Raw genomic sequence first — 24,045 nt, forward strand, 5'->3', positions numbered from 1 at the left:
GACATTAATTTATGAAATCCGGTTACGTGAAGCCGTTTCTGCTGGCGTTAATGATGTGCCTGGTGGCTATTCCCGTAGCCCGTTATATTTCGCCGAAAACAGTCGTTGATGGCGGCAGTGTTTATCTCGCCTGGTTACCTTTAAGCGTTACGCTTGCGATTCTCCTGTTATTTGGTCGACACGCCATTGCGCCGCTTATTCTCGGCTCCGCTATCATTAATGAGATCTTCTTTCATCTGCCCTTTGGCGAAGCGGCGGTGCTGCTCTTCTGCCAGCTATTTGCCGTTTTATTGGTGTGCGCCATTGTTCGCTGGCAGCTTGGCACGCGCTGGCGTTACGGTATTCCTAATAAAAATATGGGGGTACGCATTTTATGGCTGGGATTTATTGCGCCCATCGGCATAAAAATAACGATGTATCTGGCTGGAGCCTGGTTTAATTATCCGGTGACGCTCTCCAATTACTTCGGCAGCGGTTCGTTAATATTCTCAATAATCGATATTCAGAGTTTGATATGTTCGGCGTTGATTTTCACCATGATTGTTTATTATCCGATGCGCATGATCCTCAATCCGCGCTTCGCAAAAGCGTGGTGGCGCCGTAGCGTTGTTCCCTGTTTTAGCAAAAGAAAGCGTTTATTCACGCTGGGCTGGCTGACGACATTAATCACCATTGTGGCGCTGCTATGCGCCCCCTATAAATCAGATCTGGTTGCCGGTTATCTGGTACCGCTGATCTTTATTATTTTTAACTTTGGCTGTAGCCGTCTGCCGGGCACCTTTCTGACGCTGAGCTGGGCGGTGTCGGCTTTCCTGTTGCTGGCTTATAACAACAACTTTTTTCATGACGTGCGCGCAGATTACTCGCTGGCGTTTGTCATGTCGGTACTGATCTGTTTCACCGTCTGCCTGCTTTACAACATCCGCGTTTTCAACCGCAGCCTGTGGCTGAAGCGGCGCTGGCAGGCGCAAGCGATGAGCGATCCGCTCACCGGTTTGCCTAATCTGCGCGCGCTGGAGAGGGAAGTGGAGCGCCAGCCGGGCAGCATCGTCTGTTGTCTGCATATGAAAAACCTCGATTTCCTTAGCCGCCACTTCGGCATGATGATGCGCGTGCATGTGAAGCGCAGCGTCACCCGGGCGCTGCAACCCTGGCTGCATGAAGGGGAGCGTTTTTTTCAACTCCCCGGCAGTGAATTACTGCTAATGCTCAACGGGCCGGAAACCCTGGCGCGCCTGCACTCCATGCTCGATCGTCTTAACAGCCAGCGAATCTGCTGGAGTAAAAAACCGCTGGAGATTGAGTTCGGTGCTTCGTGGGGCGAATTGCAGGGCAACCGGGACGCGCTGCAGCAGACGCTCGGCCAGTTGAGCTGGCTGTCAGAGCAGACGGACAGCGAAAATCGTGTGCTGGCGCTCACCAACAGCCAGGCGGAAGTGAATAATCAGACCACTGAGCGCGTGCTGCAACTGGAGAGGGTAAAACGGGCGCTGGAAGAGGGCGGTATCGCGCTCTATGCCCAGCCGATCGTCGATGCCACAGGCGAGGGCTATCACGAGATCCTTTCACGGCTGGTCAGCGATGATCAGATCATTACCCCCGACCAGTTTATTCCGGTGATTGCCCAGTTTGATCTCGGTACGCGCTTCGATATGCAGGTCGTCGAAACGCTGCTGAAATGGATGCAGGCGCATCCGCAGCCTGCTACAAAGCCGCGTTTCTCCCTCAACCTGATGCCGCTGACCCTGATGCAGCAATTCTTCGCTACGCAGTTTCTCGCACTGTTTGCGCGTTACGGCATCGCCGCGCAGGCGGTGATTATCGAAATTACCGAAGAGCAGGCTTTTTCCCATTCGGAAGTGAGCGTCCGGAATATTACGCGCTTACGCGAGGCGGGGTTTAAGATTGCCATTGATGATTTCGGCACCGGCTATGCCAACTTCGAGCGTTTGAAGCGCATCCAGGCGGATATCATTAAGATCGACGGCTGTTTTGTGCGCGATATTCTCACCGACCCGCAGGATGCGATGATCGTGCAAGCGATATGCTCTCTGGCGAAAGCTAAAGGTCTGACGGTGGTGGCCGAGTACGTAGAGAATGAGGCGCAGCGCGAGCTGCTGCTGAAGGCGGGCGTTGACTATTTGCAGGGCTATCTGCTCGGCAAGCCGCAGCCGCTGGCATAAAAAAACCGGGGCAGGCCCCGGTTTTTGTTAAAGCATGTTCGAATCAGATAACCAGCGCCGCGATGGCCGCAGAGAGCACGCTCACCAGCGTCGAACCGTAAACCAGCTTCAGACCAAAGCGGGAAACCACGTTGCCCTGCTCTTCGTTCAGGCCTTTGATCGCGCCTGCGATAATGCCGATTGAGGAGAAGTTGGCGAAGGAGACCAGGAAGACAGAGAGGATACCTTCCGAACGCGGAGAGAGGGTGGAGGCAATTTTCTGCAGATCCATCATCGCCACAAATTCGTTGGAGACCAGTTTGGTCGCCATGATACTCGCCACCTGCAACGCTTCATGAGCCGGTACGCCCAGCACCCAGGCAACCGGGTAGAAGATGTACCCCAGAATGCCCTGGAAGGAGATGCCCAGCACGGCAGCGAAGAGGGCGTTCAGGCCGGAAATCAGCGCGATAAAGCCAATCAGCATAGCCGCAACGATAATCGCCACTTTGAAACCTGCCAGAATGTATTCACCCAGCATCTCAAAGAAGCTCTGGCCTTCGTGCAGTTTCGCCATCTGCAGGTTCTCTTCGCTCTCATCCACGCGGTACGGGTTGAGCAGCGAGAGCACGATAAAGGTACTGAACATGTTCAGCACCAGCGCCGCGACGACATATTTCGGCTGCAGCATGGTCATGTAGGCGCCCACAATCGACATCGAAACCGTCGACATTGCGGTCGCAGCCATGGTGTACATGCGGTTGCGTGACATTTTGCCGAGGATATCTTTATAAGCAATAAAGTTCTCGGATTGACCCAGAATCAGGGAGCTGACCGCGTTAAACGATTCCAGTTTACCCATGCCGTTCACTTTCGACAGCACCGTACCAATGGCACGGATCACAATCGGCAGTACGCGAATGTGTTGCAGAATACCAATCAGCGCAGAGATAAAGACAATCGGGCAGAGCACTTTCAGGAAGAAGAAGGCCAGGCCTTCGTCATTCATTTTGCCGAAGACGAAGTTGGTGCCTTCGTTGGCAAAGCCGAGCAGTTTTTCAAACATCTCGGAGAAGCCTTTTACGAAGCCGAGGCCGACATCAGAGTTGAGGAAGAACCAGGCCAGCACAACTTCAATTACCAGCAGTTGAATAACAAAGCGAATGCGGATCTTTTTGCGATCGCTGCTCACGAGCAAGGCAAGCAGCGCCACAACAGCAAGCGCCAGGACAAAGTGCAGAACGCGGGACATATTTGCTCCAAATATGAGACGGGTAGGAATTTCGTGCACATTCTATGTAACAAGACAAAAGAAAACGAGATCAAAGGCACACTATATTAATGTCCTGTGACCAGACTCAAAATTAGTGATCAAACATACAATTCAGGTATGTTAATAAAGGCCGTGAAAAGTTGCGTCACGCTGCTAGACTCATAACATAATGCTGCGGTAAATGTTGTCGCCGCCGTCACCATCCTTGGCATTCAACCCTTCTATTGTTTCAGGCTATCAGAGAAATCAAGTAAACCCATCCTAACGATCTTGATAATCATTCTCATTTTGGTAGCATCAAACATAGCAAAGGCTATATTTAGGGGCAATAAATGAGCAGTAGTCGCGTGGAGAGTACTAACGGAAGAGCAGCGCGCAAACTCAGATTTGCGTTAATGGGACCTGCATTTATTGCGGCTATTGGTTACATCGATCCGGGTAACTTTGCCACCAATATTCAGGCGGGCGCGACCTTCGGCTACCAGCTTTTGTGGGTTGTAGTGTGGGCGAACCTGATGGCGATGCTCATTCAGCTGCTTTCCGCCAAGCTCGGCATTGCGACCGGCAAAAACCTCGCGGAGCAGATCCGCGACCACTATCCGCGCCCGCTGGTGTGGTTTTACTGGGTGCAGGCGGAAATCATCGCCATGGCGACGGACCTGGCGGAGTTTATCGGCGCGGCGATTGGCTTCAAGCTGATCCTCGGCGTGTCGCTGATGCAGGGCGCGGTGCTGACCGGGATCGCCACCTTCCTGATCCTGATGCTGCAAAAGCGCGGGCAGAAACCGCTGGAAAAAGTGATAGGCGGCCTGCTGCTGTTTGTCGCGGCGGCCTATATTGTCGAACTGATTTTCTCGCAGCCGAAGCTGGCGGCGCTGGCAAAAGGCATTGTTATTCCTACGCTTTCCGGAACCGATGCGGTGTTTCTTGCCGCCGGGGTACTGGGCGCGACCATTATGCCGCACGTCATCTATTTGCACTCCTCGCTGACGCAAAACCTGCACGACGGTACGCGCCGCGAGCGCTACTCCGCGACCAAATGGGATGTCGGGCTGGCGATGACCATTGCCGGGTTTGTTAACCTGGCGATGATGGCGACCGCCGCGGCGGCATTTCACTTTAATGGACACACCGGCGTGGCGGATCTCGATCAGGCCTATTTAACGCTGGAGCCGTTATTAAGCCATGCTGCGGCGACTATTTTCGGCCTGAGCCTGGTGGCTGCGGGTCTCTCTTCAACCGTCGTCGGTACGCTGGCCGGACAGGTGGTGATGCAGGGGTTTGTCCGTTTCCATATTCCGCTGTGGGTGCGCCGTACCATCACCATGTTGCCGTCGTTTATTGTTATCTGGCTGGGGCTGGATCCGACGCGTATCCTGGTGATGAGCCAGGTGCTGCTGAGCTTTGGTATCGCGCTGGCGCTGGTGCCGCTGCTGGTGTTTACCAGCAATGCAAAACTGATGGGCGAACTGGTGAATACCGCGCTGGTAAGACGCACTGGCTGGGTGATTGTCGCGCTGGTGGTGTGCCTGAATGGCTGGTTGCTGGTCGGAACGCTTGCCGAGTTGATGGGTAAATAACACCCGACGGCGATAGGCGTATCGTTTCTGCGGCTTGAACGCCCGATGGCGCTACGCTTATCGGGCCTACAAAAATTTACCGGCGCACAAAAACTTTTCGGGAGCTGGATCGCGTAGGCCGGATAAGGCGTTAGCCGCCATCCGGCACTGTACTGAATGCCCGATGGCGCTGCGCTTATCGGGCCTGCAAACTTTATCGGCGCACAAAACTTTTGGGGGCTGGATCGCGTAGGCCGGATAAGGCGTTAGCCGCCATCCGGCACTTTACGTTTCACCGGGTAATCAAACCACCTGCGAAACACAATTAATGGTGGTGTCCATGCCCGTGACCACGACCCGGTCCGCGGCGGTCGTCACGATCGTTCCAGCCTTCGCGATAGCCGCGCTCATAGGCGTCACGCTTGTCCCAACCACGTTTATCCCAGCCACGATGCCAGCCGCGGTCATGCTTATGCCAACGGTGATCGCGCCACTCATAATTATTGTTCCAGTAATTGCGGTCGCGCCAGCGGCCGCCGTCCCAGTAGTTACCATAATTATCGCGATCGCCGATCTGCAATTTAACCGACGGCAACAGGGTGATTTCGCCAGCATTGGCGGCCAGTGGCGCAAAAGCCAGTAATACTGCTGCCAGAATCAGTGACCTGAACATACTCTTCTCCTTCACGATCGGGCCGGGGAGGCCTGTGGCGGCAATATTACGGCGCGCGCAAACCCCGTATTAGTGGCGGAACTCCTAAATCACCGTTAATAGCACTTTTTGCTAAAACGCTGGTTTACTGCGTGCCAGTGAGAATAGCGTCAATCTCCGCACACTCCTGCGCGCTAAACGCCCGGTTCGCCAGCATCCCCACCGCATCGTCAAGCTGGCTGGTTTTGCTGGCACCAATCAACACCGAGGTGACTCTCTCCCCGCGCAGCACCCATGCCAGCGCCATCTGCGACAGCTTCTGCCCGCGCCGCTCGGCCACCGCATTCAGCGCCCGCACCGTCGCCAGTTTATCTTCGGTGAGTTGATCCGGGTTGAGGAAGCGGCTGCCGCTCGCCGCACGCGAATCCGCCGGGATCCCTTGCAGATAGCGGTCGGTCAACTGCCCGCCTGCCAGCGGCGAAAACGCGATGCTACCAACCCCTTTTTCCTGCAACAAATCCAGCAATTCGCTCTCAACCCAGCGTTCAAACAGGGAGTATTTCGGCTGATGGATCAGGCACGGCGTACCGAGATCGTTAAGGATCTCGATCGCTTCCCGCGCCTGTGCCGCCGGGTAGTTCGACAGCCCGACATAGAGCGCCTTGCCCTGGCGCACCAGGTGATCGAGCGCGCGCATCGTCTCTTTCAGCGGCGTCTCGGGATCCGGGCGGTGATGATAGAAAATATCGACATACTCAATGCCCATGCGCCGCAGGCTCTGATCGAGGCTGGCAACCAAGTATTTGCGCGATCCCCAGTCGCCATAAGGGCCGTCCCACATGGTGTAACCAGCTTTGCTGGAGATAATCAGCTCATCGCGATAGGGGAGGAAATCCTCCTGCATAATGCGGCCAAAGTTGCTCTCGGCCGAGCCGGGCGGTGGCCCGTAGTTGTTCGCCAGATCGAAATGGGTGATGCCGAGATCAAAGGCATGGCGCAGCAGCTGTCGGCTGGTCTCAAGCAGTGTCGCATCGCCAAAGTTATGCCACAGCCCGAGCGACACCAAAGGCAATTTGAGCCCGCTCTCGCCGCAGCGCTTATAGGCCATTTTTTCATAACGTGCGGGGTCTGCCAGGTAAACCATGCAAATACTCCTGATAAAAGGGGAAGCGATAAATTCCAGGGATAAAAGCGCGCCATGTTGCGCACTATTTCAGCGTACAAACGCGCTCCAGATATTTCCTTGTAACCCACTGCGGCAATAAGGCAGTAATCAGTCTGAAAGCTTAGGGCTAATCTGTGATGTAGATCGATAATAAAGGGGCACTCGTGATATGGTCGTTGTCGTTACAGCGCCTTGAATTTACAGTGTGCCAAAGATTTATTCTGACTTTAGCGGAGCCGTAGAAGAATGAAAAAATATGCTTTAGTGGGAGACGTGGGCGGCACCAACGCGCGCTTAGCGTTGTGTGATGTCGAGACCGGCGACATTTCCCGGGCGAAGACCTATTCAGGTCTTGATTACCCCAGCCTGGAAGCAGTCGTTCGCGTTTACCTCGAAGAGCACGAGGTGAGTGTGGAAGATGGCTGTATCGCCATCGCTTGCCCCATCACCGGCGACTGGGTGGCGATGACCAACCACACCTGGGCCTTCTCCATTGACGAAATGAGGCAAAACCTCGGCTTCGCGCATCTGGAGATCATCAACGATTTCACCGCCGTTTCGATGGCTATCCCGATGCTGAAAGCGGAACACCTGATTCAGTTTGGCGGCAACGCGCCGGTTGAAGGCAAACCGATTGCCGTTTACGGCGCCGGTACCGGTCTTGGCGTCGCGCATCTGGTGCATGTGGATAAGCGCTGGGTGAGCCTGCCGGGCGAAGGCGGCCACGTCGATTTCGCCCCGAACAGCGAAGAGGAGGGGATTATCCTTGAAGAGTTGCGGGCTGAAATTGGCCACGTCTCCGCCGAGCGCGTGCTCTCCGGTCCCGGGCTTATCAACCTCTACCGCGCGATTGTGAAATCAGACGGTCGCCTGCCGGAAAACCTGCAACCAAAAGATATTACCGAGCGTGCACTGTCGGACAGCTGCACCGATTGTCGCCGCGCACTGTCGCTGTTTTGCGTAATTATGGGCCGTTTTGGCGGCAACCTGGCGCTCAATCTCGGCACCTTTGGCGGTGTTTACATCGCGGGCGGCATCGTGCCGCGCTTTCTTGATTTCTTCACCGCCTCCGGTTTTCGCGGCGGCTTCGAAGATAAAGGGCGCTTCAAAGCCTATGTGCAGGACATTCCGGTCTACCTGATTGTTCACGATAACCCAGGCCTGCTGGGCTCCGGCGCACATCTGCGCCAGACGCTGGGTTATGTCCTTTAAAGATTCATCAGTTGCCTGAATTCTTTTACCTTACTGCGGCTGACGGGCACCTGAAAATCGAGGTCCCGCAGTCGCAGAATATAGGTGTTGTTAAACCAGGGTTCGATCTCGCGGATCTTGTCCAGATTGACGCAGTATGAGCGGTGGCAGCGGAAGAAGTGCGCCGTCGGCAGCTTGCTGCAAAACTCGGTAATATTCATCGGCATCACGTACGACTCCCGCCTGGTGTAGACAAACGTCATCTTCTCGTGCGCTTCCGCGTAATAGATATCGTGAATACTGGTGACAATAATGCGCTCATCTTTCACCAGGTTAATGGTGGCGTTTTCCCGTGACTGCGGGCTGCTCGCGGTTCCTGCCTGCTGCTGCCAGGCGCTCTCCAGCTTCTGCAACATATTGACGATGCGCGACTCCTGGTAAGGTTTCAGGATGTAGTCAAACGCTTCCAGTTCAAACGCCTCCACCGCATGCTCTTTCCACGCGGTGATAAAGACAATAAAGGGCTTATGGGCGAACTGGCTGATATTCTGCGCCAGCAACACGCCATCCAGCGACGGGATGTTGATATCGAGAAAAATGGCGTCCACGCGGTTGTGCTGTAAATACTTCAGCACGTCGAGGCCATCATCAAACGTGCCGACAATCTCCATCTGGCTGTGTTCGCGAATAAGCCAGCTTAGCTCCTGCTGCGCCAGGAATTCATCTTCTACAATGATGACTTTCATCTTCTCTCCGGTGAGGGCAACAGCGTCGCGCGCGACGTCTGGCGGGGCACATAAAAGGCGATTTCGGTGCCCGGCGTCAGGCGGCGAATATGCAGCCCTTCGCCATACAGTAGTTTCACCCGCTGATGAACATTCAGCAGGCCAATTTTATTCCCCGGCATTTCATCTGCTTCGACGCGGGCGATCATTTCCGGCGCGATGCCGTTGCCGGTATCGCGCACCGCAATGCGTACCCGGTTGCCGCACTCTTCCACGCTAATGGTGACCACGCCTTTGCCTTTGCAGGGCTGAATACCGTGAACGATGGCATTCTCCACCAGCGGCTGGATCAGCAGGCTCGGGATCACGCAGCTCACCTCTTCATCGATATCATAGATAACCGTCAGCTTATCGCCGAAGCGTGCCTGCTCAATGGCGATATAGTCCTTAATCTGGTAGAGCTCTTTTTTGATGTCGATCTGCTCATCATCTTTTAATTCAATGTTATAGCGCAGGTAGCGCGACAGATTATAAATCAGCTGGCGCGCGGTATCGGGATTGAGGCGAATGGATGAGGAGATGGCATTCAGGGCGTTAAAGAGAAAGTGGGGGTTAATTTTACTTTGCAGCGCGCGCAGCTCCGCTTTATTAGCCATTTCGCGCAGTTGCTCGGCGCGGGAGACTTCCAGCTGCGTTGAGATAATCTGCGATAAACCGACCGCCATATCCTGCAACGCGGAGGTGATCTGGTGCGCGTGGCAGTAGTAGATTTTTAGCGTCCCGGTGACGATGCCCTGTTCGCGCAGCGGGATCACCAGCATTGAGTGGATCTCCGGCGTGCGATGCGCTTCATCATTGTTTTTAATAATAATTTCGCCGGTGGTAATCGCCTGCTGGGTGGTCGGGCTAATAATATCATCACTATCGAGGTAGTTATTTTCGCCCACTCCGACATAAGCCAGCACGTGATCAACGTTGGTGATCGCCACCGCGTCGGCGTCAATATCGCGGCGAATGATGTCGCACACCTGGCGCAATGACTCGCTGTTCACGTTGCGAAATAGCGGTAGGGTTTTATTGGCAATATCCAGCGCCAGCCGCGCCTGCCGCCCGGCAATCGCCTCTTTCTCTCCCTCAACGCTCTGCACCAGTAGCACAATAAAGCCGATGCACACCGTGCCAAAGATCATCGGCGCGCCGATTTTCGCCACAATATCCAGCCCCAGCGCGGTAGAAGGCGCCCAGATCACCACCAGCAGCATGGTCAGGCTTTCGCAAATCATCCCGCCGATAATCCCGGCGCGCCAGTGCTGGGCTTTGGGAAATTTTCGGTTAATCAGCCCCGACATCACGCCGGCGATAATACTGGTGATAAAACAGGGCACGGCGGTCACGCCGCCGATATCAATCAGGTAACGGTGCGTCCCGGCGATAATCCCGGTAATAATGCCGACCCACGGGCCAAACAGGATCCCGCCGGACATCACGGCAATAATGCGCACGTTGACCAGCGATCCCTCAACCGGCACGCCGGACCAGGTGCTGAACAGCGCAAACAGAGAGAAGATCGCCGTTACGCCGAGCAGCTCCTTCGGTGAGTGAGCGGTTTTATGCAGCAGCTCGCGAAACAGGCGGATGCGGATCAGAAAGAAGAGGCAGATCAGCATCAACGCCGCGCGGTCGAAAACCGCCAGTAACATGTCGAATATTTCGTGCACGGGGGACTCATGTGACAGAGTTCAAAGGGCTATGATAAAAAACCCGGCGGCAGATCACCAGTTAACCATTGATTAGATGAATGAGGAAAAACCATTTTTTAAAAAGGGGATTAAAGAGCATCTGACGCAGGAGAGGACACAACTTAACCCGCATCTCTGTAAGGTAATTTTCTTTTTATCATATTGTTAATAAAAAGCTGTGTTCATCCGCTTAAGCGGCACTCAGTTTTTCGGTTGCTCAAATTACGCTTCCCCTTTTTCGCTTGCGGACTATTTTTTCTCTTCCCTCTCGACAGCGGGAATTTAATCAGGCTATGTTCTGAACAGGCTGCATATGCAGCGACGTCGCTCGGACGGTCCGGGCGCTAACGTAACTTCGAGGAATCTATGGCTGACTCCAGTCCTGAACGCCGCTTCACGCGTATCGATCGTCTTCCCCCCTATGTATTTAATATTACTGCCGAACTGAAAATGGCTGCGCGACGCCGCGGCGAGGACATTATTGATTTCAGTATGGGCAACCCGGATGGCGCCACCCCGCCGCATATCGTGGAAAAACTGTGCACCGTGGCGCAGCGCCCCGATACGCATGGCTACTCCACCTCACGCGGTATTCCGCGTCTGCGCCGGGCTATTTCGCGCTGGTATCAGGATCGCTACCAGGTGGATATCGATCCGGAAACGGAGGCGATTGTCACCATTGGTTCGAAAGAGGGACTGGCGCACCTGATGCTGGCAACGCTGGATCACGGCGATACCGTGCTGGTGCCGAATCCGAGCTATCCGATTCATATCTACGGCGCGGTGATCGCCGGTGCGCAGGTGCGATCGGTGCCGCTGGTAGAAGGGGTCGACTTCTTTAATGAGCTGGAGCGTGCGATCCGCGAAAGTTACCCGAAGCCGAAAATGATGATTTTAGGTTTCCCGTCGAACCCGACCGCGCAGTGCGTGGAGCTGGAGTTCTTCGAGAAAGTGGTGGCGCTGGCGAAGCGTTACGATGTGCTGGTGGTGCACGATCTGGCCTACGCCGATATCGTCTTTGATGGCTGGAAAGCGCCCTCCATTATGCAGGTGCCCGGTGCGCGCGATGTCGCCGTCGAATTCTTCACCCTGTCGAAAAGTTACAATATGGCGGGCTGGCGCATTGGCTTTATGGTCGGCAACCCGACGCTGGTTAATGCGCTGGCGCGTATCAAAAGCTACCACGATTACGGCACCTTTACGCCGCTGCAGGTTGCGGCTATCGCTGCGCTGGAAGGGGATCAGCAGTGCGTGCGCGATATCGCCGCGCAGTATAAGCGCCGCCGCGATGTGCTGGTCAAAGGGCTGCATGAAGCGGGCTGGATGGTCGAAATGCCGAAAGCCTCGATGTACGTCTGGGCGAAAATCCCGGAGCAGTATGCGGCAATGGGCTCGCTGGAGTTTGCGAAAAAGCTGCTGAAGGAGGCGAAAGTGTGCGTTTCGCCCGGCATTGGCTTTGGTGATTATGGCGACACCCATGTGCGCTTTGCGCTCATTGAGAACCGCGATCGTATCCGCCAGGCGGTGCGCGGCATCAAAGCGATGTTCCGCGCCGATGGCCTGCTTCCCGTGACGCCAAAAGGGGCAGCGGAAGAGACCCAGCCATAAAAAAAGGAGCCGCATGGCTCCTTATTTTTTTCTGCGCTATGGCTCAGGCTAGATCATCAGGGCGAATGTGCCGGCCCACACGATAACCATCACCGATATGCCCATAAAGAAATATTTCACGTTCATCGCTCCGCACACAAAGTATGCATTAATGATCTGTCAGGACTGAGTATAGAGAGGTGAAACTACGCCAAAACGAAAATGAGAATTTTCTCCCTTTCGGCCACAGCGCCATCTCAGAATTTCGGGTGATTTCATCACCAAACGAGGGCTAATGTACGCTTAATTTTTTGCCCTTACAAGAGCCTTTTTTCTATTTAATTTTAGCAACTTACAGAGTGTCGGGCTTTGGCGACACAATACTTTCACTGCTAAATAAATTGCCCTTGGGCGACGATTTTTTTGCGCGGCTGAAACGGTTCATTGGCGGTTGAAATATAAGGCGAATTTTATGTGGTGCGTCACAGTTTGCTGCTTGCAGCCATGATATTGGCGGCAACGCCCGCAGCAAACGCGCCGCAGAGTTGACAAGCGAATCATTATGCAAATAAATGTCTATACAACACATGACAAGAGAACCATATGATTGAGCTGACCTCTGACGACCGTTTGTGGCGTAACGCGAAGCTGGCGACCATGGATCCCACACGAGCAGAACCCTATGGCCTGCTTGAGCGCCATGCCATCGTGGTGCGTAACGGGCAGATCCGGGCGATCGTGCCGGAGAGTGAACTGCCCGTGCACGCGCCGCAGAGCACCGATCTACATGGCCGTCTGGTGACGCCCGGTTTAATCGACTGTCATACCCATCTTGTTTTTGCCGATAACCGTGCCCAGGAGTGGGAGCAGCGGTTAAACGGTGTTTCGTATCAACAGATTAGCGCCGAAGGCGGCGGCATTAACGCCACCGTGCGGGCGACGCGGGAGTGTCCCGAAGACCAACTGCTGGAACTGGCGCAGTCGCGGCTTGAGCGGCTGATGCGCGAAGGCGTCACCACTATTGAGATCAAATCGGGCTACGGGCTGGATTTAGCCAGCGAAGAGAAGATGCTACGCGTGGCCGGCACGCTGGCGCAAAACAATAGGGTTGAGGTGAGCCGTACCCTGCTCGCCGCACACGCCGCGCCGCCGGAGTATAAAGCGGATCCGCAGGCCTACATTGAACTGGTCTGCAACACCATTTTGCCCGCCCTGGCGGAGAAAGGGCTGTTTGAGGCGGTGGATGCGTTTTGTGAAAACGTCGGCTTTACCCCGTCGCAAACCGAACAGGTGTTTCGCGCCGCGCAGGCGCTCGGCATTCCGGTGAAAGGCCACGTTGAGCAGCTCTCCTCGTTGGGCGGCGCGGAGCTGGTCAGCCGCTTTAAGGGCTTATCCGCCGATCATATTGAGTACCTGAGCGAATCCGGCGTGATGGCGATGCGCGCCAGCGGTACCGTTGCCGTCCTGCTGCCCGGTGCCTTCTATTTTCTTAATGAAACGCAAAAACCGCCGGTCGCTTTGCTGCGCCAGCAGGGCGTACCGATGGCGGTAGCGACGGATTTCAACCCCGGCACCAGCCCGTTTGCCAGCCTGCATCTGGCGATGAATATGGCCTGCGTGAAGTTTGGCCTGACGCCGGAAGAGGCCTGGGCGGGCGTGACGCGCCATGCGGCGCAGGCGCTTGGTCGTAAGCAAACGCATGGTCAGCTGGCCGCCGGGTTTGTCGCCGATTTTGTCGTCTGGGAGGCCAGTCACCCGGTGGAGATGATCTACGAGCCGGGCCGTAATCCGCTTTATCAACGTATTTTCCGTGGCGAGGTCACTGCATGAATCTATGGAAGCCGGTAGCGCCTGCGTGCTGGCAGGGCAGGGATGACAGCGGCGAAGCGGCAAATGCCCTGCGCCTGTTTCAGACCGTCACCCAGGCGGAGACTTTTGCGCCCGGGCAGCATCTCGGCAAGACGGCGCTGCTCGGTTTTGCCTGTGATGAGGGCGTTAAGCGTAACCAGGGACGCGCGGGTGCGGCAAAGGGGCCGTTTGCCCTGCGTAAAGCACTGGCAAATATGGCCAGCCATGCCGGGCATCAGCATGTTGTTGATTTGGGTAATATTGTCGCCCTGCCGGATGCGCTGGAGCAGGCGCAGCAGGTGCTGCATGATGCGGTGCTCGCCTGCCAGCAGGCGCAGATGCGCACGCTGGTGTTGGGCGGCGGGCACGAAACGGCGTTTGGCCACGGCTCGGCAATCCTGGATGCTTTCCCCCATGAGCAGGTCGCGATTATCAATCTCGATGCGCACCTCGATTTACGCCACGCGGCGCGCGCCAGCTCCGGCACGCCGTTTCGCCAGCTGGCGCAGCAGTGCGACGCTCAGCAGCGCGGCTTTCACTACACCTGTTTCGGTGCCAGCCTGGCGGCCAATACCCAGGCGTTGTGGGATGAAGCGACGCACCGCAACGTAACGGTGATTGAGGATCTGGCGCTGTTAAACGCCTTCGAAAGCGAAGCGCTGCCTGAAATTAAACGCATCATTGAGCAGTACGACAGAATCTATCTGACCATCGATCTTGATGTGCTGCCCGCCTGGGAGATGCCCGCCGTCTCCGCACCGGCGGCGCTGGGCGTGCCGATGCATCTGCTGCTGCGCATTATTGAACCGCTGTGTCGCAGCGGCAAAGTGCAGGCGGTGGATCTGGTTGAGTTCAATCCGACGTTTGATCACGCAGGGCAGGGCGCGAAAGGTGCCGCCCGGCTGGCCTGGCAAATCCTGCACTGGTGGCAGTGATATACTCGCCAGACAAATAACAATAAGGAATTGCCGCGCTATGTATTCACCCCGCCCCCGGGTAGCTTCGGCCACCGCGCCCGTGCCCTTTTACGAGAAGGTAAAGCAGGCCATCAGCGAGAAGATCGCGGCTGGTATCTGGCGTCCGCACGATCGCATTCCCTCTGAAGCGGAGCTGGTGGCGCAGTTTGGTTTTAGCCGTATGACCATTAACCGCGCGGTGCGCGCGCTGACCGATGAGGGGTTGCTGGTACGGCTGCAGGGCGTCGGCACCTTTGTCGCCGAGCCGAAAGGACAATCGGCGCTGTTTGAGGTGCGTAGCATTGCCGATGAGATTGCTGACCGCCACCATCAACACCGCTGTGAAGTGCTGCTGCTGGAGGCGCGCGCCGCCGACGCAACCCAGGCTGCGGCGTTAAATGTGGCGGAAGGGACACGCATTTTTCACTCGCGCATGGTCAATTTTGAGAATGGGATCCCGGTGCAGATTGAGGAGCGCTGGGTCAATGCCGACGTGGTGCCGGAGTATCTGCAACAGGATTACACGCAGACCACCGCTCATGCTTATTTGTCGCTGATTGCGCCGCTCACCGAAGGGGAACACATTGTGGAAGCCGTTCACGCGACGGCTGACGACTGCCGTCTGTTGCAGATCCAGCAGCACGATCCCTGCCTGCTGATCCGCCGCCGCACCTGGTCAACATCGCAGATCGTCTGCCACGCCAGCCTGCTTTATCCCGGCTCCCGCTATCGTTTACAGGGTCATTTCGGCTCCTGAGTGCTGCCAGCAGCAAAAGCGTGATTGTTAACGCACTATCAGAAAAATGTATCTTTCGTGTTAAATCCTGCCTTGCGCGTAATTGTATAGACAAGTATATGTGTTTACACACTCATCGCGTGATTTCAGGAGAACAACGATGTCGCATATCCCCTCTCGCCCGCAGGCGATCCGTGCCCCGCGAGGCACGGCGCTGACGGCCAAAAGCTGGCTGACCGAAGCGCCGCTGCGCATGTTAATGAACAACCTCGACCCGGAGGTGGCGGAAAACCCGCAGGCGCTGGTGGTGTATGGCGGTATCGGGCGTGCGGCGCGCAACTGGGAGTGCTATGACGCCATCGTAAAGGCGCTGACGAATCTGGAGAGCGATGAAACGCTGCTGGTGCAGTCTGGCAAGCCGGTCGGTGTGTTTAAAACTCACGAAAATGCGCCACGCGTATTGATTGCCAACTCTAACCTCGTGCCGCACTGGGCAACCTGGGAGCACTTTAACGAGCTGGATGCGAAAGGGCTGGCGATGTATGGCCAGATGACCGCCGGGAGCTGGATCTACATCGGCAGCCAGGGGATCATCCAGGGCACCTATGAAACCTTTGTTGAAGCCGGGCGTCAGCATTATGGCGGCAACTTAACCGGGCGCTGGGTGTTAACCGCCGGGCTTGGCGGCATGGGCGGCGCACAGCCGCTGGCGGCGACGCTGGCCGGAGCCTCTTCGCTGGTGATTGAGTGCCAGCAGAGCCGCATCGATTTCCGCCTGCGCACCCGCTATGTCGACGAGCAGGCCAGCTCCCTCGACGACGCGCTGGCGAGAATCAAACGCTACACCGCCGAGGGCAGGGCGGTTTCCGTGGCGCTCTGCGCCAACGCCGCCGACGTGTTGCCGCAGCTGGTGCAGCGCGGCGTGCGCCCGGATATGGTCACCGATCAAACCAGCGCCCACGATCCGCTCCATGGCTACCTGCCAAAGGGCTGGTCATGGGAAGAGTATCAACGCAAAGCGGAATCCGATCCGCAGCAGACCGTGCAGGCAGCGAAAGCGAGCATGGCCGAACACGTCAACGCGATGCTGGCTTTTCAGCAGATGGGCGTGCCGACTTTTGATTACGGCAACAACATTCGCCAGATGGCGAAAGAGATGGGCGTGACCAACGCCTTCGATTTCCCCGGATTTGTTCCGGCGTACATTCGCCCGCTCTTTTGTCGCGGCATTGGCCCGTTCCGCTGGGTGGCGCTTTCCGGTGATGCCGAGGATATCTACAAAACCGATGCCAAAGTGAAAGCGATGATTAACGATCCGCACCTGCACCGCTGGCTCGATATGGCGCGCGAGCGCATCAGCTTCCAGGGATTACCGGCGCGCATCTGCTGGGTCGGGCTGGAGTGGCGGCAAAAACTGGGACTGGCGTTTAACGAAATGGTACGCAGCGGCGAGGTCTCAGCGCCGATTGTGATTGGCCGCGACCACCTCGACTCCGGCTCTGTTGCCAGCCCGAACCGCGAAACCGAAGCGATGCGCGACGGCTCCGATGCCGTCTCCGACTGGCCGCTGCTCAATGCGCTGCTTAACACTGCCAGCGGTGCCACCTGGGTCTCACTGCACCATGGTGGCGGCGTCGGCATGGGCTTTTCACAGCATGCGGGCATGGTGATTGTCTGCGACGGTAGCGATGAAGCGGCGGCGCGGATTGCCCGCGTACTGCATAACGATCCGGCCACCGGCGTGATGCGCCACGCCGATGCGGGATATGACAGCGCCATCGAGTGCGCGGTTGAACAGGAGCTTAACTTACCGATGGTAGCCGCCACACAGGGGAAACGTTGATGAACAGCACGCTACACCTAATTCCCGGCCAGTTGACGCTGGCGCAGTTGCGCGACGCCTGGCGTCAGCCGCTCTACGTCACCCTGGATGACAGCGCGTATGCCGACATTGCGCAAAGCGTCTCCTGCGTGAATGCCATTATGGCCGAGGGGCGCACGGCGTATGGCATTAACACCGGCTTTGGCCTGCTGGCGCAGACGCGCATCGCCACCGAAGACCTGGAAAACCTGCAACGCTCGCTGGTGCTCTCCCATGCCGCAGGCGTTGGCGAACCGCTGGATGAGGGGATGGTGCGCCTGATGATGCTGCTGAAAATCAACAGCCTCGCGCGCGGCTTTTCCGGTATCCGTTTACGGGTGATCCAACTGCTGGTGGATATGCTCAACGCCGGGGTCTACCCCTGGATCCCGGCGAAAGGATCCGTTGGTGCCAGCGGCGATCTCGCGCCGCTGGCGCATCTCTCCCTGACGCTGCTCGGCGAAGGTAAAGCGCGCTTTCACGGCGAGTGGCTGCCCTCCAGCGTGGCGCTTAACCGCGCCGGTCTGGTGCCGCTGAAGCTGGCGGCAAAAGAGGGGCTGGCTCTGCTGAACGGCACGCAAACCTCCACCGCGTTTGCGCTGCGCGGGCTGTTTGAAGCCGAAGATCTCTTTGCCTCGGCGGTGGTATGCGGGGCGCTGACCACCGAAGCGGCACTCGGCTCCCGTCGGCCTTTCGATGCGCGTATTCACGAAGTACGCGGTCAGCGCGGGCAGATCGATGCCGCCGCGCTCTACCGACATCTGCTGACCGATGACAGCGCAATTGCGCAGTCGCACCACAACTGCAACAAGGTGCAGGATCCCTACTCATTACGCTGTCAGCCGCAGGTGATGGGTGCCTGTTTAACGCAACTGCGCTTTGCCGCAGGAGTTTTGTTAACCGAGGCGAATGCGGTTTCCGATAATCCGCTGGTCTTTGCTGCACAGAATGAAGTTATCTCCGGCGGCAACTTCCATGCCGAGCCGGTAGCGATGGCGGCCGATAACCTCGCGCTGGCGATTGCCGAAATTGGCGCGCTGGCGGAGCGGCGTATCGCGCTGCTGATGGACAGCCATATGTCACAGCTGCCCCCCTTCCTGGTGAAAAACGGCGGCGTCAACTCCGGGTTTATGATTGCCCAGGTGACGGCGGCGGCGCTGGCGAGTGAAAACAAAGCCCTGGCGCATCCGCACAGCGTCGACAGCCTGCCGACCTCCGCCAATCAGGAGGATCACGTCTCGATGGCACCCGCCGCCGGTCGTCGCCTGTGGGAGATGGCGGCGAATACCCGCGGCGTGATTGCCGTCGAGTGGCTGGCCGCCTGCCAGGGGCTGGATATGCGCGAAGGCTTAACCACCAGCCCGCTGCTGGAGCAGGCCCGCAGCCTGCTGCGTGCGCAGGTCACGCACTATGCGCAGGACCGCTTCTTCGCTCCCGATATCGAGGCCGCTATGACGCTGCTCAGCGCCGGCCATCTGCGGCAGCTGCTGCCGGAGATACTCTCCTCCTCAAACTGAACATCCTGCCCGGCACAGAAGCCGGGCTTTTTGTTTATTGCTGCTCTATGAGAAAAGCGTTTAACTGACAACTACGATTTCTTATGGACAAGAAAAACCATGAATAAAACGCTGCTGTTAATCCCTCTGTTTCTTCTCGCCGGTTGCCCGGGGCCTGGCGATCGTATGATTGAGAAAATACCGGCTGAGGTAACGACAAAGGGGAATCATGTCTGTATTACCTATGCGGTGAAGCCGGGCGATCGCATCACCTCCCTGCAAATTGGCAGTGAAACCGGGGAGACATGGTATGAAGTGTTTAATGACAAGCCTGTAGTGCCGCACAGCGGCGAATGTCTGCCGACCTGGAGTTATCCTTTCGCTAAGAATAAAACCTATACCCTCTTTTATGGCCTGAGCAATGACAGCCAGCCCTATAAACAGCTTATCCATGCCTCCTTCACCTTAGCGCCATGACGTCTATCACGACGCGGCGATAGCGGCTTTCGGTTAGGTCACGGAGTTGGTAAATTGAGCCACGGAGAGTGACTTCATGCAGAAGGGAAGGCCGGGTGAGCGGAAAAATTGATTATCAGATTGAGAAATACAGCTTTGCCGACGTCGCCGGTACGCCGCGTCTGGCGCAGCAGTGGCGCGATGTGCTGGATGAGTGCCGCCAGCTTAACGCCGGAGCCGAAGAGCGGCTGCGCATCGCGCTGCTGAATGTTGATTATGTCACCAGTTTTGAGCTTCCCTTCCGTTTACTGCTGACCCGCGCGCCGCAGCTGATTGCCGCGCTGCGCGACGAATTCACTCTGGCGCAGAAAAATGTTGTGTTTAACGGCAAGCGTTTTGGCTGCGTCTATAGCCTGAAAACCGATTTAAGCGACATTCCCGATACCTTCCAGTACCGCCTTGCGACGCGTATCCGGCGCATCGATCCGACGGGGGCCACGGCCACGCCCTACCAGCAGATTGCCAAAGAGATAAAAGCCCCGCGCGAGCGGCTGAAACAGGCGCTGGAGTCCGGTTTGCAAGTGACCGCGCTGGATGGGCTGTTCTGGTTTGGTCTGCAACGCATAGCGGCGGATGTGCAGCGGCTGCGCAAAAGCGGAATGGCGATTGCCACCGCCGAAACCGAGGTGTTCGACGATCTCACCGGCACCACGCGGCTGATGCCCGTTTACCGCCTCGTCGAAAAATAGCCGCCGTCGGCGGTGAAATTATCAAAGTGATACCCCTTTTCCCGGCTTGATAATCGCCGGGCGCGCGTCTGCCTGCTTTTTATCCGTTATTGCCGCTTTTCGCCCTGTTTAGTCTCTTTTTTATCCAAATTGAAAGTGGCATAGCCATTGCTTATAGCAATCATCCTTTTGCTAGTGGAGAGCGCATAACAATGGAGACGGTGCTGGTTGGCAGTGAAGTAGCCCGCGTAGACGGGCTGGCCAAAGTCAGGGGAACAGCGATTTATGGCGACGATATCCGGCTGAAAAATATGCTTTACGGCGTCTGTCGCTATGTCGATATCGCCGCAGGACGCGTTGATTCCGTCGATCTCAGTGAAGCGGAAAAGGTGCCCGGCGTGGTGCGTATCGCGACCTGGAAGGATATCCCCGGCCAGCGCAAGCTGGGGGTGATTATCCCCGATTACCCGCCGATTATTGAAAATGAGGTGGCCTATCGCGGCGACGTGATTGCCGTTGTGGCCGCGGAGAGCTATCAGGCCGCCTGCCTGGCGGTAGACAAAATTAAGCTCACCTACTCGCCCTGCGAGCCGATCACCTCCCCGGAGGAGGCACTGAAACCGGGCGCGCGGCTGATCCACAGTGCGCTTGAGAGCAACGTCATTAACCGCCACCACACGGTAAAAGGGGATATTGAGGCCGGGTTTGCCGCCTCGACGAAGATCATTGAGCGCGACTATGAGGTGGGGTTCCAGGAGCATGCCTATATCGAGCCGGAGTCGATCACCGCGTGGCTGGATGCTGACCAGCAGATTATGACCATCGCCGGTTCGATTCAGAACGCGCACCGTATTCGCGGCATCGTCGCCAAATATCTCGATCTGCCGCAGAGCAAGGTGAATGTAAAACGCTCGGTGCTCGGCGGCTCCTTTGGCGGCAAAGATGACATTATTGATAACCTCGCCTGCCGCGCGGCGCTGCTGGTGCAGCTGACGGGACGTCCGGTGAAGATGACCTATAACCGCGAACAGTCGATGCGCGAGAGCTACAAGCGCCATCCCTATAAATTGCATTACCGCATTGGCCTTGATGATGATGCCCGCATTCAGGCTATGCAGATCAATATCATCGCCGACGGCGGCAGCTACGCCGGGCAGACGGTGTTCGTCACCTGGCGCAGCTCGGTGCAGGCGGCGGGCCCCTATAACATTCCCAACGTGCGCGTCGATATCACCGGCGTCTACACCAACAATAACTACACCTCGGCTTATCGCGGTTACGGCGCGCCGCAAATCATCTTCGCCAATGAGTCCCTGATGGATGAGGTGGCAGAGATAGTGGGGCTCTCGCCGGTGGAGCTGCGGCTGCGCAATATTTTGCGCCAGGGCGATACCAGCATGGCCGGCCAGCGTATGTGCGATCACACCGTCTCGGCGCAGGAGGTGCTGGAAACCTCGGTGCTGAAAGCCGAATTCGAGGCGCGACGGGCGCACTATCAGCAGCTGAATGCCGAGGGCGGGCCGGTGCGTTACGGCATCGGCCTTGCACTGAGCCATCGCGGCTGCTCTCTTGGTGCGGAGGGGCTGGACGCTTCGTCCGCGCTGATGCAGGTCAATGCTGACGGCAGTATCAATATCTCCACTTCGGTCTCGGAGAACGGGCAGGGGTTGCAGACCACCATGTCGCTGCTGGCGGCGGAAGCCTTTGGCATACCGCTTGCGCACGTCACCTTTAGCGAACCGGCGACGGCGATGATTGCCGATGGCGGCTCTACCGTCGCCTCGCGCGGCACGTTGATGGGCGGGCAGGCGATCCTCAGCGCCGCTAACACCATTAAAAATCGGATGGCCGCCGCCATCCTGGCAACCCTGCACGCCGGTGAGATAGCGGATCTGGTATGGCGCGATGGGTACGTATTCAACCGCCATCAGCCGCAACGCCGTCTCGCGTTTCAGCAGGTAGTCGATATGACCCGCGCCACCGGCGCGAACTTGTCCGCCTACGGCTGGCATGTGGCACCGCCCATTCACTGGGATGAAGAGAAGGGGAGCGGCAGCCCCTATTTCACCTGGGTCTACGGCTGCCAGATTGCCGATGTGGCAGTCGATCTGCGCACCGGCAAAGTGACGGTCAACAGCGTCGTTGCGACCCACGATGTCGGCAAGGTGATCAACCCGGTCGGCTTCAATGGCCAGGTTTATGGCGGCGTGCTGCAAGGGATGATTGGCTACGGCATGCTGGAGGATTTCAACACCGAGCAGGGGGTAGTGAAGTCAGAGAATTTCGACACCTACCTGCTGCCGACCATCAAAGATATGCCGCCAATTATCATCAACGCCATCGAAAATGCCGACAAAGCGGGGCCGATGGGAGGGAAAGTGATCGGCGAACCGGTGCTTGAACTTGGTGCTGCGGCGCTCAATAACGCGGTGAGCTTCGCCATCGGCCGCTTTAACCGCACGCTACCGCTGACGCTTGAGCAGGTCAGGCTCGGTTATAACCTGAAAAAACCGGCGCGCCAGAGCGAGCGGCTCTTCGATTGCGGCCCTAAAAAAGAGGTGCACCGGCTCAATACGGTGTCGCTGAAAGTGGCGCACATGCTGAAAGAAGCGTTAACCCTGATGGCGGAAAACGCGGCGCAGCCGATTGCCGGCGGCACGGATGTGCTGGTGCAGGCGCGTCTGCGCTGCGACACGGTGCCGCTGGTCAATATTGCCGGGCTGGCTGAACTGAAAGAGATCTTCGATCTCGACGGCGGGCTGTCGATTGGTGCCGGGGTCTGCTTTAGCGATTTGATTAAACATCCGCTGGTGCAGCAGCGTTACCCGCTGCTGATTACCGCCTGTAAGACCATCGGCTCGTTACAGCTTCGCAACCGCGCCACGCTCGGCGGCAACGTGGCCAATGCCGCGCCCTGCGCCGACTCCCTGCCGCCGCTGATTATCTATGACGCACAGGTGGAGCTGCGCAGCCTGCGCGGTACGCGCCGCTTGCCGGTGAGCGAATTTGTTACCGATGGCTATCGCACCGGTATCGCTGCCGATGAGCTGGTGACGCGCTTTATTCTGCCGGTGCCGATGACCCAGCCGCTGGTGGAGTGCTACCTGCAACTGGGGCGGCGTAATGCGCTCAACATCACGCGGCAAAGCCTGACCGGACAATTTCATGTCGATAGCCAGGGCACCATCCGCATCTGTCGGCTGGTCGACGGCGCGCTGATGAGTAAACCGCAGCGGCTAAGCCCGGTGGAGGAGGCATTAATCGGCCAGCCTTTGAACGCCGCCTCGATCGATAAAGCGGCACAGGCGCTGAAAGGGCTGGTGGACGAAGCCATCGGTGGGCGCTGGTCCGCGCCTTACAAAATCCCGGTATTTGTCGATATGTTCCGCCTGATGATGCAGGACGTAATAACTGAGCAGAGCAACTAAGGAGCGCGAAGATGCATCCAATTGAACTGAAAGTGAATGGCATCCGTATTCTCCGCGACGTGGACGATAACCTGCGGCTTATCGATCTGCTGCGCGACGATTTACGCCTGACCGGCACCAAAGAGGGGTGTTCCGTGGGCGAGTGCGGTGCCTGCACCGTGATCCTTAATGGCAAGGCAGTCTGTTCATGCCTGCTGCTCGCCGCCCAGTGTCATGGCGCAGAGGTGACCACCATTGAAGCCCTGCACCATGACCCGGTGGGCAAACGGCTGCAAAATGCGTTTGTGCGCCACGGCGGCGTCCAGTGCGGCTTCTGCACGCCGGGCGTGTTAATGAGCACCAAAGCGCTGCTGGAGCTGAACCCCGCGCCGGACGACGACGCGCTGAAAGAGGCGCTGGAGGGAAATCTGTGCCGCTGTACCGGCTATCAGCCGATCATCACCTCCATCAAAGCTGTGCTGAAGGGCGAGGCGTGAAAAGGAG

General features: G+C 57.2%; 19 protein-coding genes. 13 read left to right on the top strand and 6 right to left on the bottom strand.

Annotated elements, in window-relative coordinates:
- Positions 1-11 precede the first annotated feature (11 nt).
- Complete coding sequence (locus N7V53_RS07140; protein WP_279792901.1) at positions 12-2,183, top strand: EAL domain-containing protein; 2,172 nt, start codon at positions 12-14, stop codon at positions 2,181-2,183.
- Between the two features lie 43 nt (positions 2,184-2,226).
- Here the strand turns inward: N7V53_RS07140 and N7V53_RS07145 are convergent, their stop codons facing one another.
- A complete protein-coding gene (locus N7V53_RS07145) occupies positions 2,227-3,414 on the bottom strand; it encodes a NupC/NupG family nucleoside CNT transporter (protein ID WP_023479798.1) in 1,188 nt (395 codons plus the stop codon).
- 353 nt (positions 3,415-3,767) lie between these two features.
- Between N7V53_RS07145 and N7V53_RS07150 the strand changes: the two genes are divergently transcribed.
- Positions 3,768-5,015: an Nramp family divalent metal transporter gene (locus tag N7V53_RS07150; RefSeq protein WP_124967663.1), complete on the top strand. Its 1,248-nt coding sequence runs from the start codon at positions 3,768-3,770 to the stop codon at positions 5,013-5,015.
- Between the two features lie 304 nt (positions 5,016-5,319).
- Here the strand turns inward: N7V53_RS07150 and N7V53_RS07155 are convergent, their stop codons facing one another.
- Together N7V53_RS07155 and mgrA are read right to left on the bottom strand one after the other, a co-directional pair.
- Positions 5,320-5,667, bottom strand: coding sequence for a DUF2502 domain-containing protein (locus tag N7V53_RS07155; RefSeq protein WP_023479767.1), 348 nt, complete (start codon positions 5,665-5,667; stop codon positions 5,320-5,322).
- Between the two features lie 124 nt (positions 5,668-5,791).
- Positions 5,792-6,790: an L-glyceraldehyde 3-phosphate reductase gene (mgrA, locus tag N7V53_RS07160; RefSeq protein ID WP_279792902.1), complete on the bottom strand. Its 999-nt coding sequence runs from the start codon at positions 6,788-6,790 to the stop codon at positions 5,792-5,794.
- 267 nt (positions 6,791-7,057) lie between these two features.
- On the opposite strand from mgrA, the gene glk reads away from it, so the two are divergent.
- Complete coding sequence (gene glk, locus N7V53_RS07165) at positions 7,058-8,023, top strand: glucokinase (protein WP_023479899.1); 966 nt, start codon at positions 7,058-7,060, stop codon at positions 8,021-8,023.
- On the opposite strand, the gene N7V53_RS07170 is transcribed toward glk, so the two are convergent.
- Both N7V53_RS07170 and N7V53_RS07175 read right to left on the bottom strand, forming a co-directional pair.
- The gene (locus N7V53_RS07170; RefSeq protein ID WP_094421429.1) at positions 8,020-8,748 is read right to left on the bottom strand and encodes a LytTR family DNA-binding domain-containing protein; all 729 of its coding nucleotides are present in this window, start codon (positions 8,746-8,748) and stop codon (positions 8,020-8,022) included. The genes glk and N7V53_RS07170 overlap by 4 nt on opposite strands.
- On the bottom strand, positions 8,745-10,445 hold the full coding sequence (locus N7V53_RS07175) for a sensor histidine kinase (RefSeq protein ID WP_279792903.1): 1,701 nt from the start codon (positions 10,443-10,445) through the stop codon (positions 8,745-8,747). The genes N7V53_RS07170 and N7V53_RS07175 overlap by 4 nt, the downstream gene beginning before the upstream one ends.
- Before the next feature lie 387 nt (positions 10,446-10,832).
- On the opposite strand from N7V53_RS07175, the gene alaC reads away from it, so the two are divergent.
- Entirely contained in the window at positions 10,833-12,074 is a 1,242-nt protein-coding gene (gene alaC / locus N7V53_RS07180; RefSeq protein WP_023479684.1) for an alanine transaminase, read from the top strand.
- 48 nt (positions 12,075-12,122) lie between these two features.
- On the opposite strand, the gene ypdK is transcribed toward alaC, so the two are convergent.
- Complete coding sequence (ypdK, locus tag N7V53_RS07185; RefSeq protein ID WP_099458783.1) at positions 12,123-12,194, bottom strand: membrane protein YpdK; 72 nt, start codon at positions 12,192-12,194, stop codon at positions 12,123-12,125.
- Positions 12,195-12,656: 462 nt separating this feature from the next.
- Between ypdK and hutI the strand changes: the two genes are divergently transcribed.
- From hutI to N7V53_RS07230, 9 genes are all read left to right on the top strand, one after another.
- Complete coding sequence (gene hutI, locus N7V53_RS07190; protein WP_279792904.1) at positions 12,657-13,883, top strand: imidazolonepropionase; 1,227 nt, start codon at positions 12,657-12,659, stop codon at positions 13,881-13,883.
- Positions 13,880-14,836: a formimidoylglutamase gene (gene hutG / locus N7V53_RS07195; RefSeq protein ID WP_279792905.1), complete on the top strand. Its 957-nt coding sequence runs from the start codon at positions 13,880-13,882 to the stop codon at positions 14,834-14,836. Before hutI ends, hutG begins: the two co-directional genes overlap by 4 nt.
- Before the next feature lie 40 nt (positions 14,837-14,876).
- Positions 14,877-15,614, top strand: a complete 738-nt coding sequence (locus N7V53_RS07200; protein ID WP_279792906.1) for a histidine utilization repressor — start codon at positions 14,877-14,879, stop codon at positions 15,612-15,614.
- A gap of 139 nt (positions 15,615-15,753) precedes the next feature.
- The gene (gene hutU / locus N7V53_RS07205) at positions 15,754-17,436 is read left to right on the top strand and encodes a urocanate hydratase (protein WP_279792907.1); all 1,683 of its coding nucleotides are present in this window, start codon (positions 15,754-15,756) and stop codon (positions 17,434-17,436) included.
- A complete protein-coding gene (hutH, locus tag N7V53_RS07210; protein WP_279792908.1) occupies positions 17,436-18,971 on the top strand; it encodes a histidine ammonia-lyase in 1,536 nt (511 codons plus the stop codon). Before hutU ends, hutH begins: the two co-directional genes overlap by 1 nt.
- 99 nt (positions 18,972-19,070) lie before the next feature.
- Positions 19,071-19,427 carry a putative T6SS immunity periplasmic lipoprotein gene (locus N7V53_RS07215; protein WP_279792909.1) on the top strand — a complete coding sequence of 119 codons (357 nt, stop codon included), beginning with the start codon at positions 19,071-19,073 and terminating at the stop codon, positions 19,425-19,427.
- Between the two features lie 95 nt (positions 19,428-19,522).
- A complete protein-coding gene (locus N7V53_RS07220) occupies positions 19,523-20,155 on the top strand; it encodes a hypothetical protein (protein ID WP_023479715.1) in 633 nt (210 codons plus the stop codon).
- A 191-nt stretch (positions 20,156-20,346) separates the two neighbouring features.
- Complete coding sequence (locus tag N7V53_RS07225) at positions 20,347-23,562, top strand: molybdopterin cofactor-binding domain-containing protein (protein ID WP_279792910.1); 3,216 nt, start codon at positions 20,347-20,349, stop codon at positions 23,560-23,562.
- Between the two features lie 11 nt (positions 23,563-23,573).
- Positions 23,574-24,038, top strand: coding sequence for a (2Fe-2S)-binding protein (locus N7V53_RS07230; protein ID WP_023479625.1), 465 nt, complete (start codon positions 23,574-23,576; stop codon positions 24,036-24,038).
- Positions 24,039-24,045: the final 7 nt, after the last annotated feature.

Origin of the sequence: Kosakonia sp. HypNH10, assembly GCF_029850615.1 — a bacterium.
Classification (GTDB): Bacteria; Pseudomonadota; Gammaproteobacteria; order Enterobacterales; family Enterobacteriaceae; genus Kosakonia; species Kosakonia cowanii.

Excerpts from the sequence above, each read along its gene's own strand:
- mgrA (WP_279792902.1), bottom strand. The coding sequence starts at position 6,790 with ATGGTTTACCTGGCAGACCCCGCACGTTATGAAAAAATGGCCTATAAG.
- N7V53_RS07155 (WP_023479767.1), bottom strand. The coding sequence starts at position 5,667 with ATGTTCAGGTCACTGATTCTGGCAGCAGTATTACTGGCTTTTGCGCCA.
- N7V53_RS07145 (WP_023479798.1), bottom strand. The coding sequence starts at position 3,414 with ATGTCCCGCGTTCTGCACTTTGTCCTGGCGCTTGCTGTTGTGGCGCTG.
- N7V53_RS07225 (WP_279792910.1), top strand. The coding sequence starts at position 20,347 with ATGGAGACGGTGCTGGTTGGCAGTGAAGTAGCCCGCGTAGACGGGCTG.
- hutI (WP_279792904.1), top strand. The coding sequence starts at position 12,657 with ATGATTGAGCTGACCTCTGACGACCGTTTGTGGCGTAACGCGAAGCTG.
- alaC (WP_023479684.1), top strand. The coding sequence starts at position 10,833 with ATGGCTGACTCCAGTCCTGAACGCCGCTTCACGCGTATCGATCGTCTT.
- glk (WP_023479899.1), top strand. The coding sequence starts at position 7,058 with ATGAAAAAATATGCTTTAGTGGGAGACGTGGGCGGCACCAACGCGCGC.
- hutU (WP_279792907.1), top strand. The coding sequence starts at position 15,754 with ATGTCGCATATCCCCTCTCGCCCGCAGGCGATCCGTGCCCCGCGAGGC.
- N7V53_RS07215 (WP_279792909.1), top strand. The coding sequence starts at position 19,071 with ATGAATAAAACGCTGCTGTTAATCCCTCTGTTTCTTCTCGCCGGTTGC.
- hutH (WP_279792908.1), top strand. The coding sequence starts at position 17,436 with ATGAACAGCACGCTACACCTAATTCCCGGCCAGTTGACGCTGGCGCAG.
- N7V53_RS07140 (WP_279792901.1), top strand. The coding sequence starts at position 12 with ATGAAATCCGGTTACGTGAAGCCGTTTCTGCTGGCGTTAATGATGTGC.
- N7V53_RS07230 (WP_023479625.1), top strand. The coding sequence starts at position 23,574 with ATGCATCCAATTGAACTGAAAGTGAATGGCATCCGTATTCTCCGCGAC.
- N7V53_RS07200 (WP_279792906.1), top strand. The coding sequence starts at position 14,877 with ATGTATTCACCCCGCCCCCGGGTAGCTTCGGCCACCGCGCCCGTGCCC.
- N7V53_RS07170 (WP_094421429.1), bottom strand. The coding sequence starts at position 8,748 with ATGAAAGTCATCATTGTAGAAGATGAATTCCTGGCGCAGCAGGAGCTA.
- N7V53_RS07150 (WP_124967663.1), top strand. The coding sequence starts at position 3,768 with ATGAGCAGTAGTCGCGTGGAGAGTACTAACGGAAGAGCAGCGCGCAAA.
- hutG (WP_279792905.1), top strand. The coding sequence starts at position 13,880 with ATGAATCTATGGAAGCCGGTAGCGCCTGCGTGCTGGCAGGGCAGGGAT.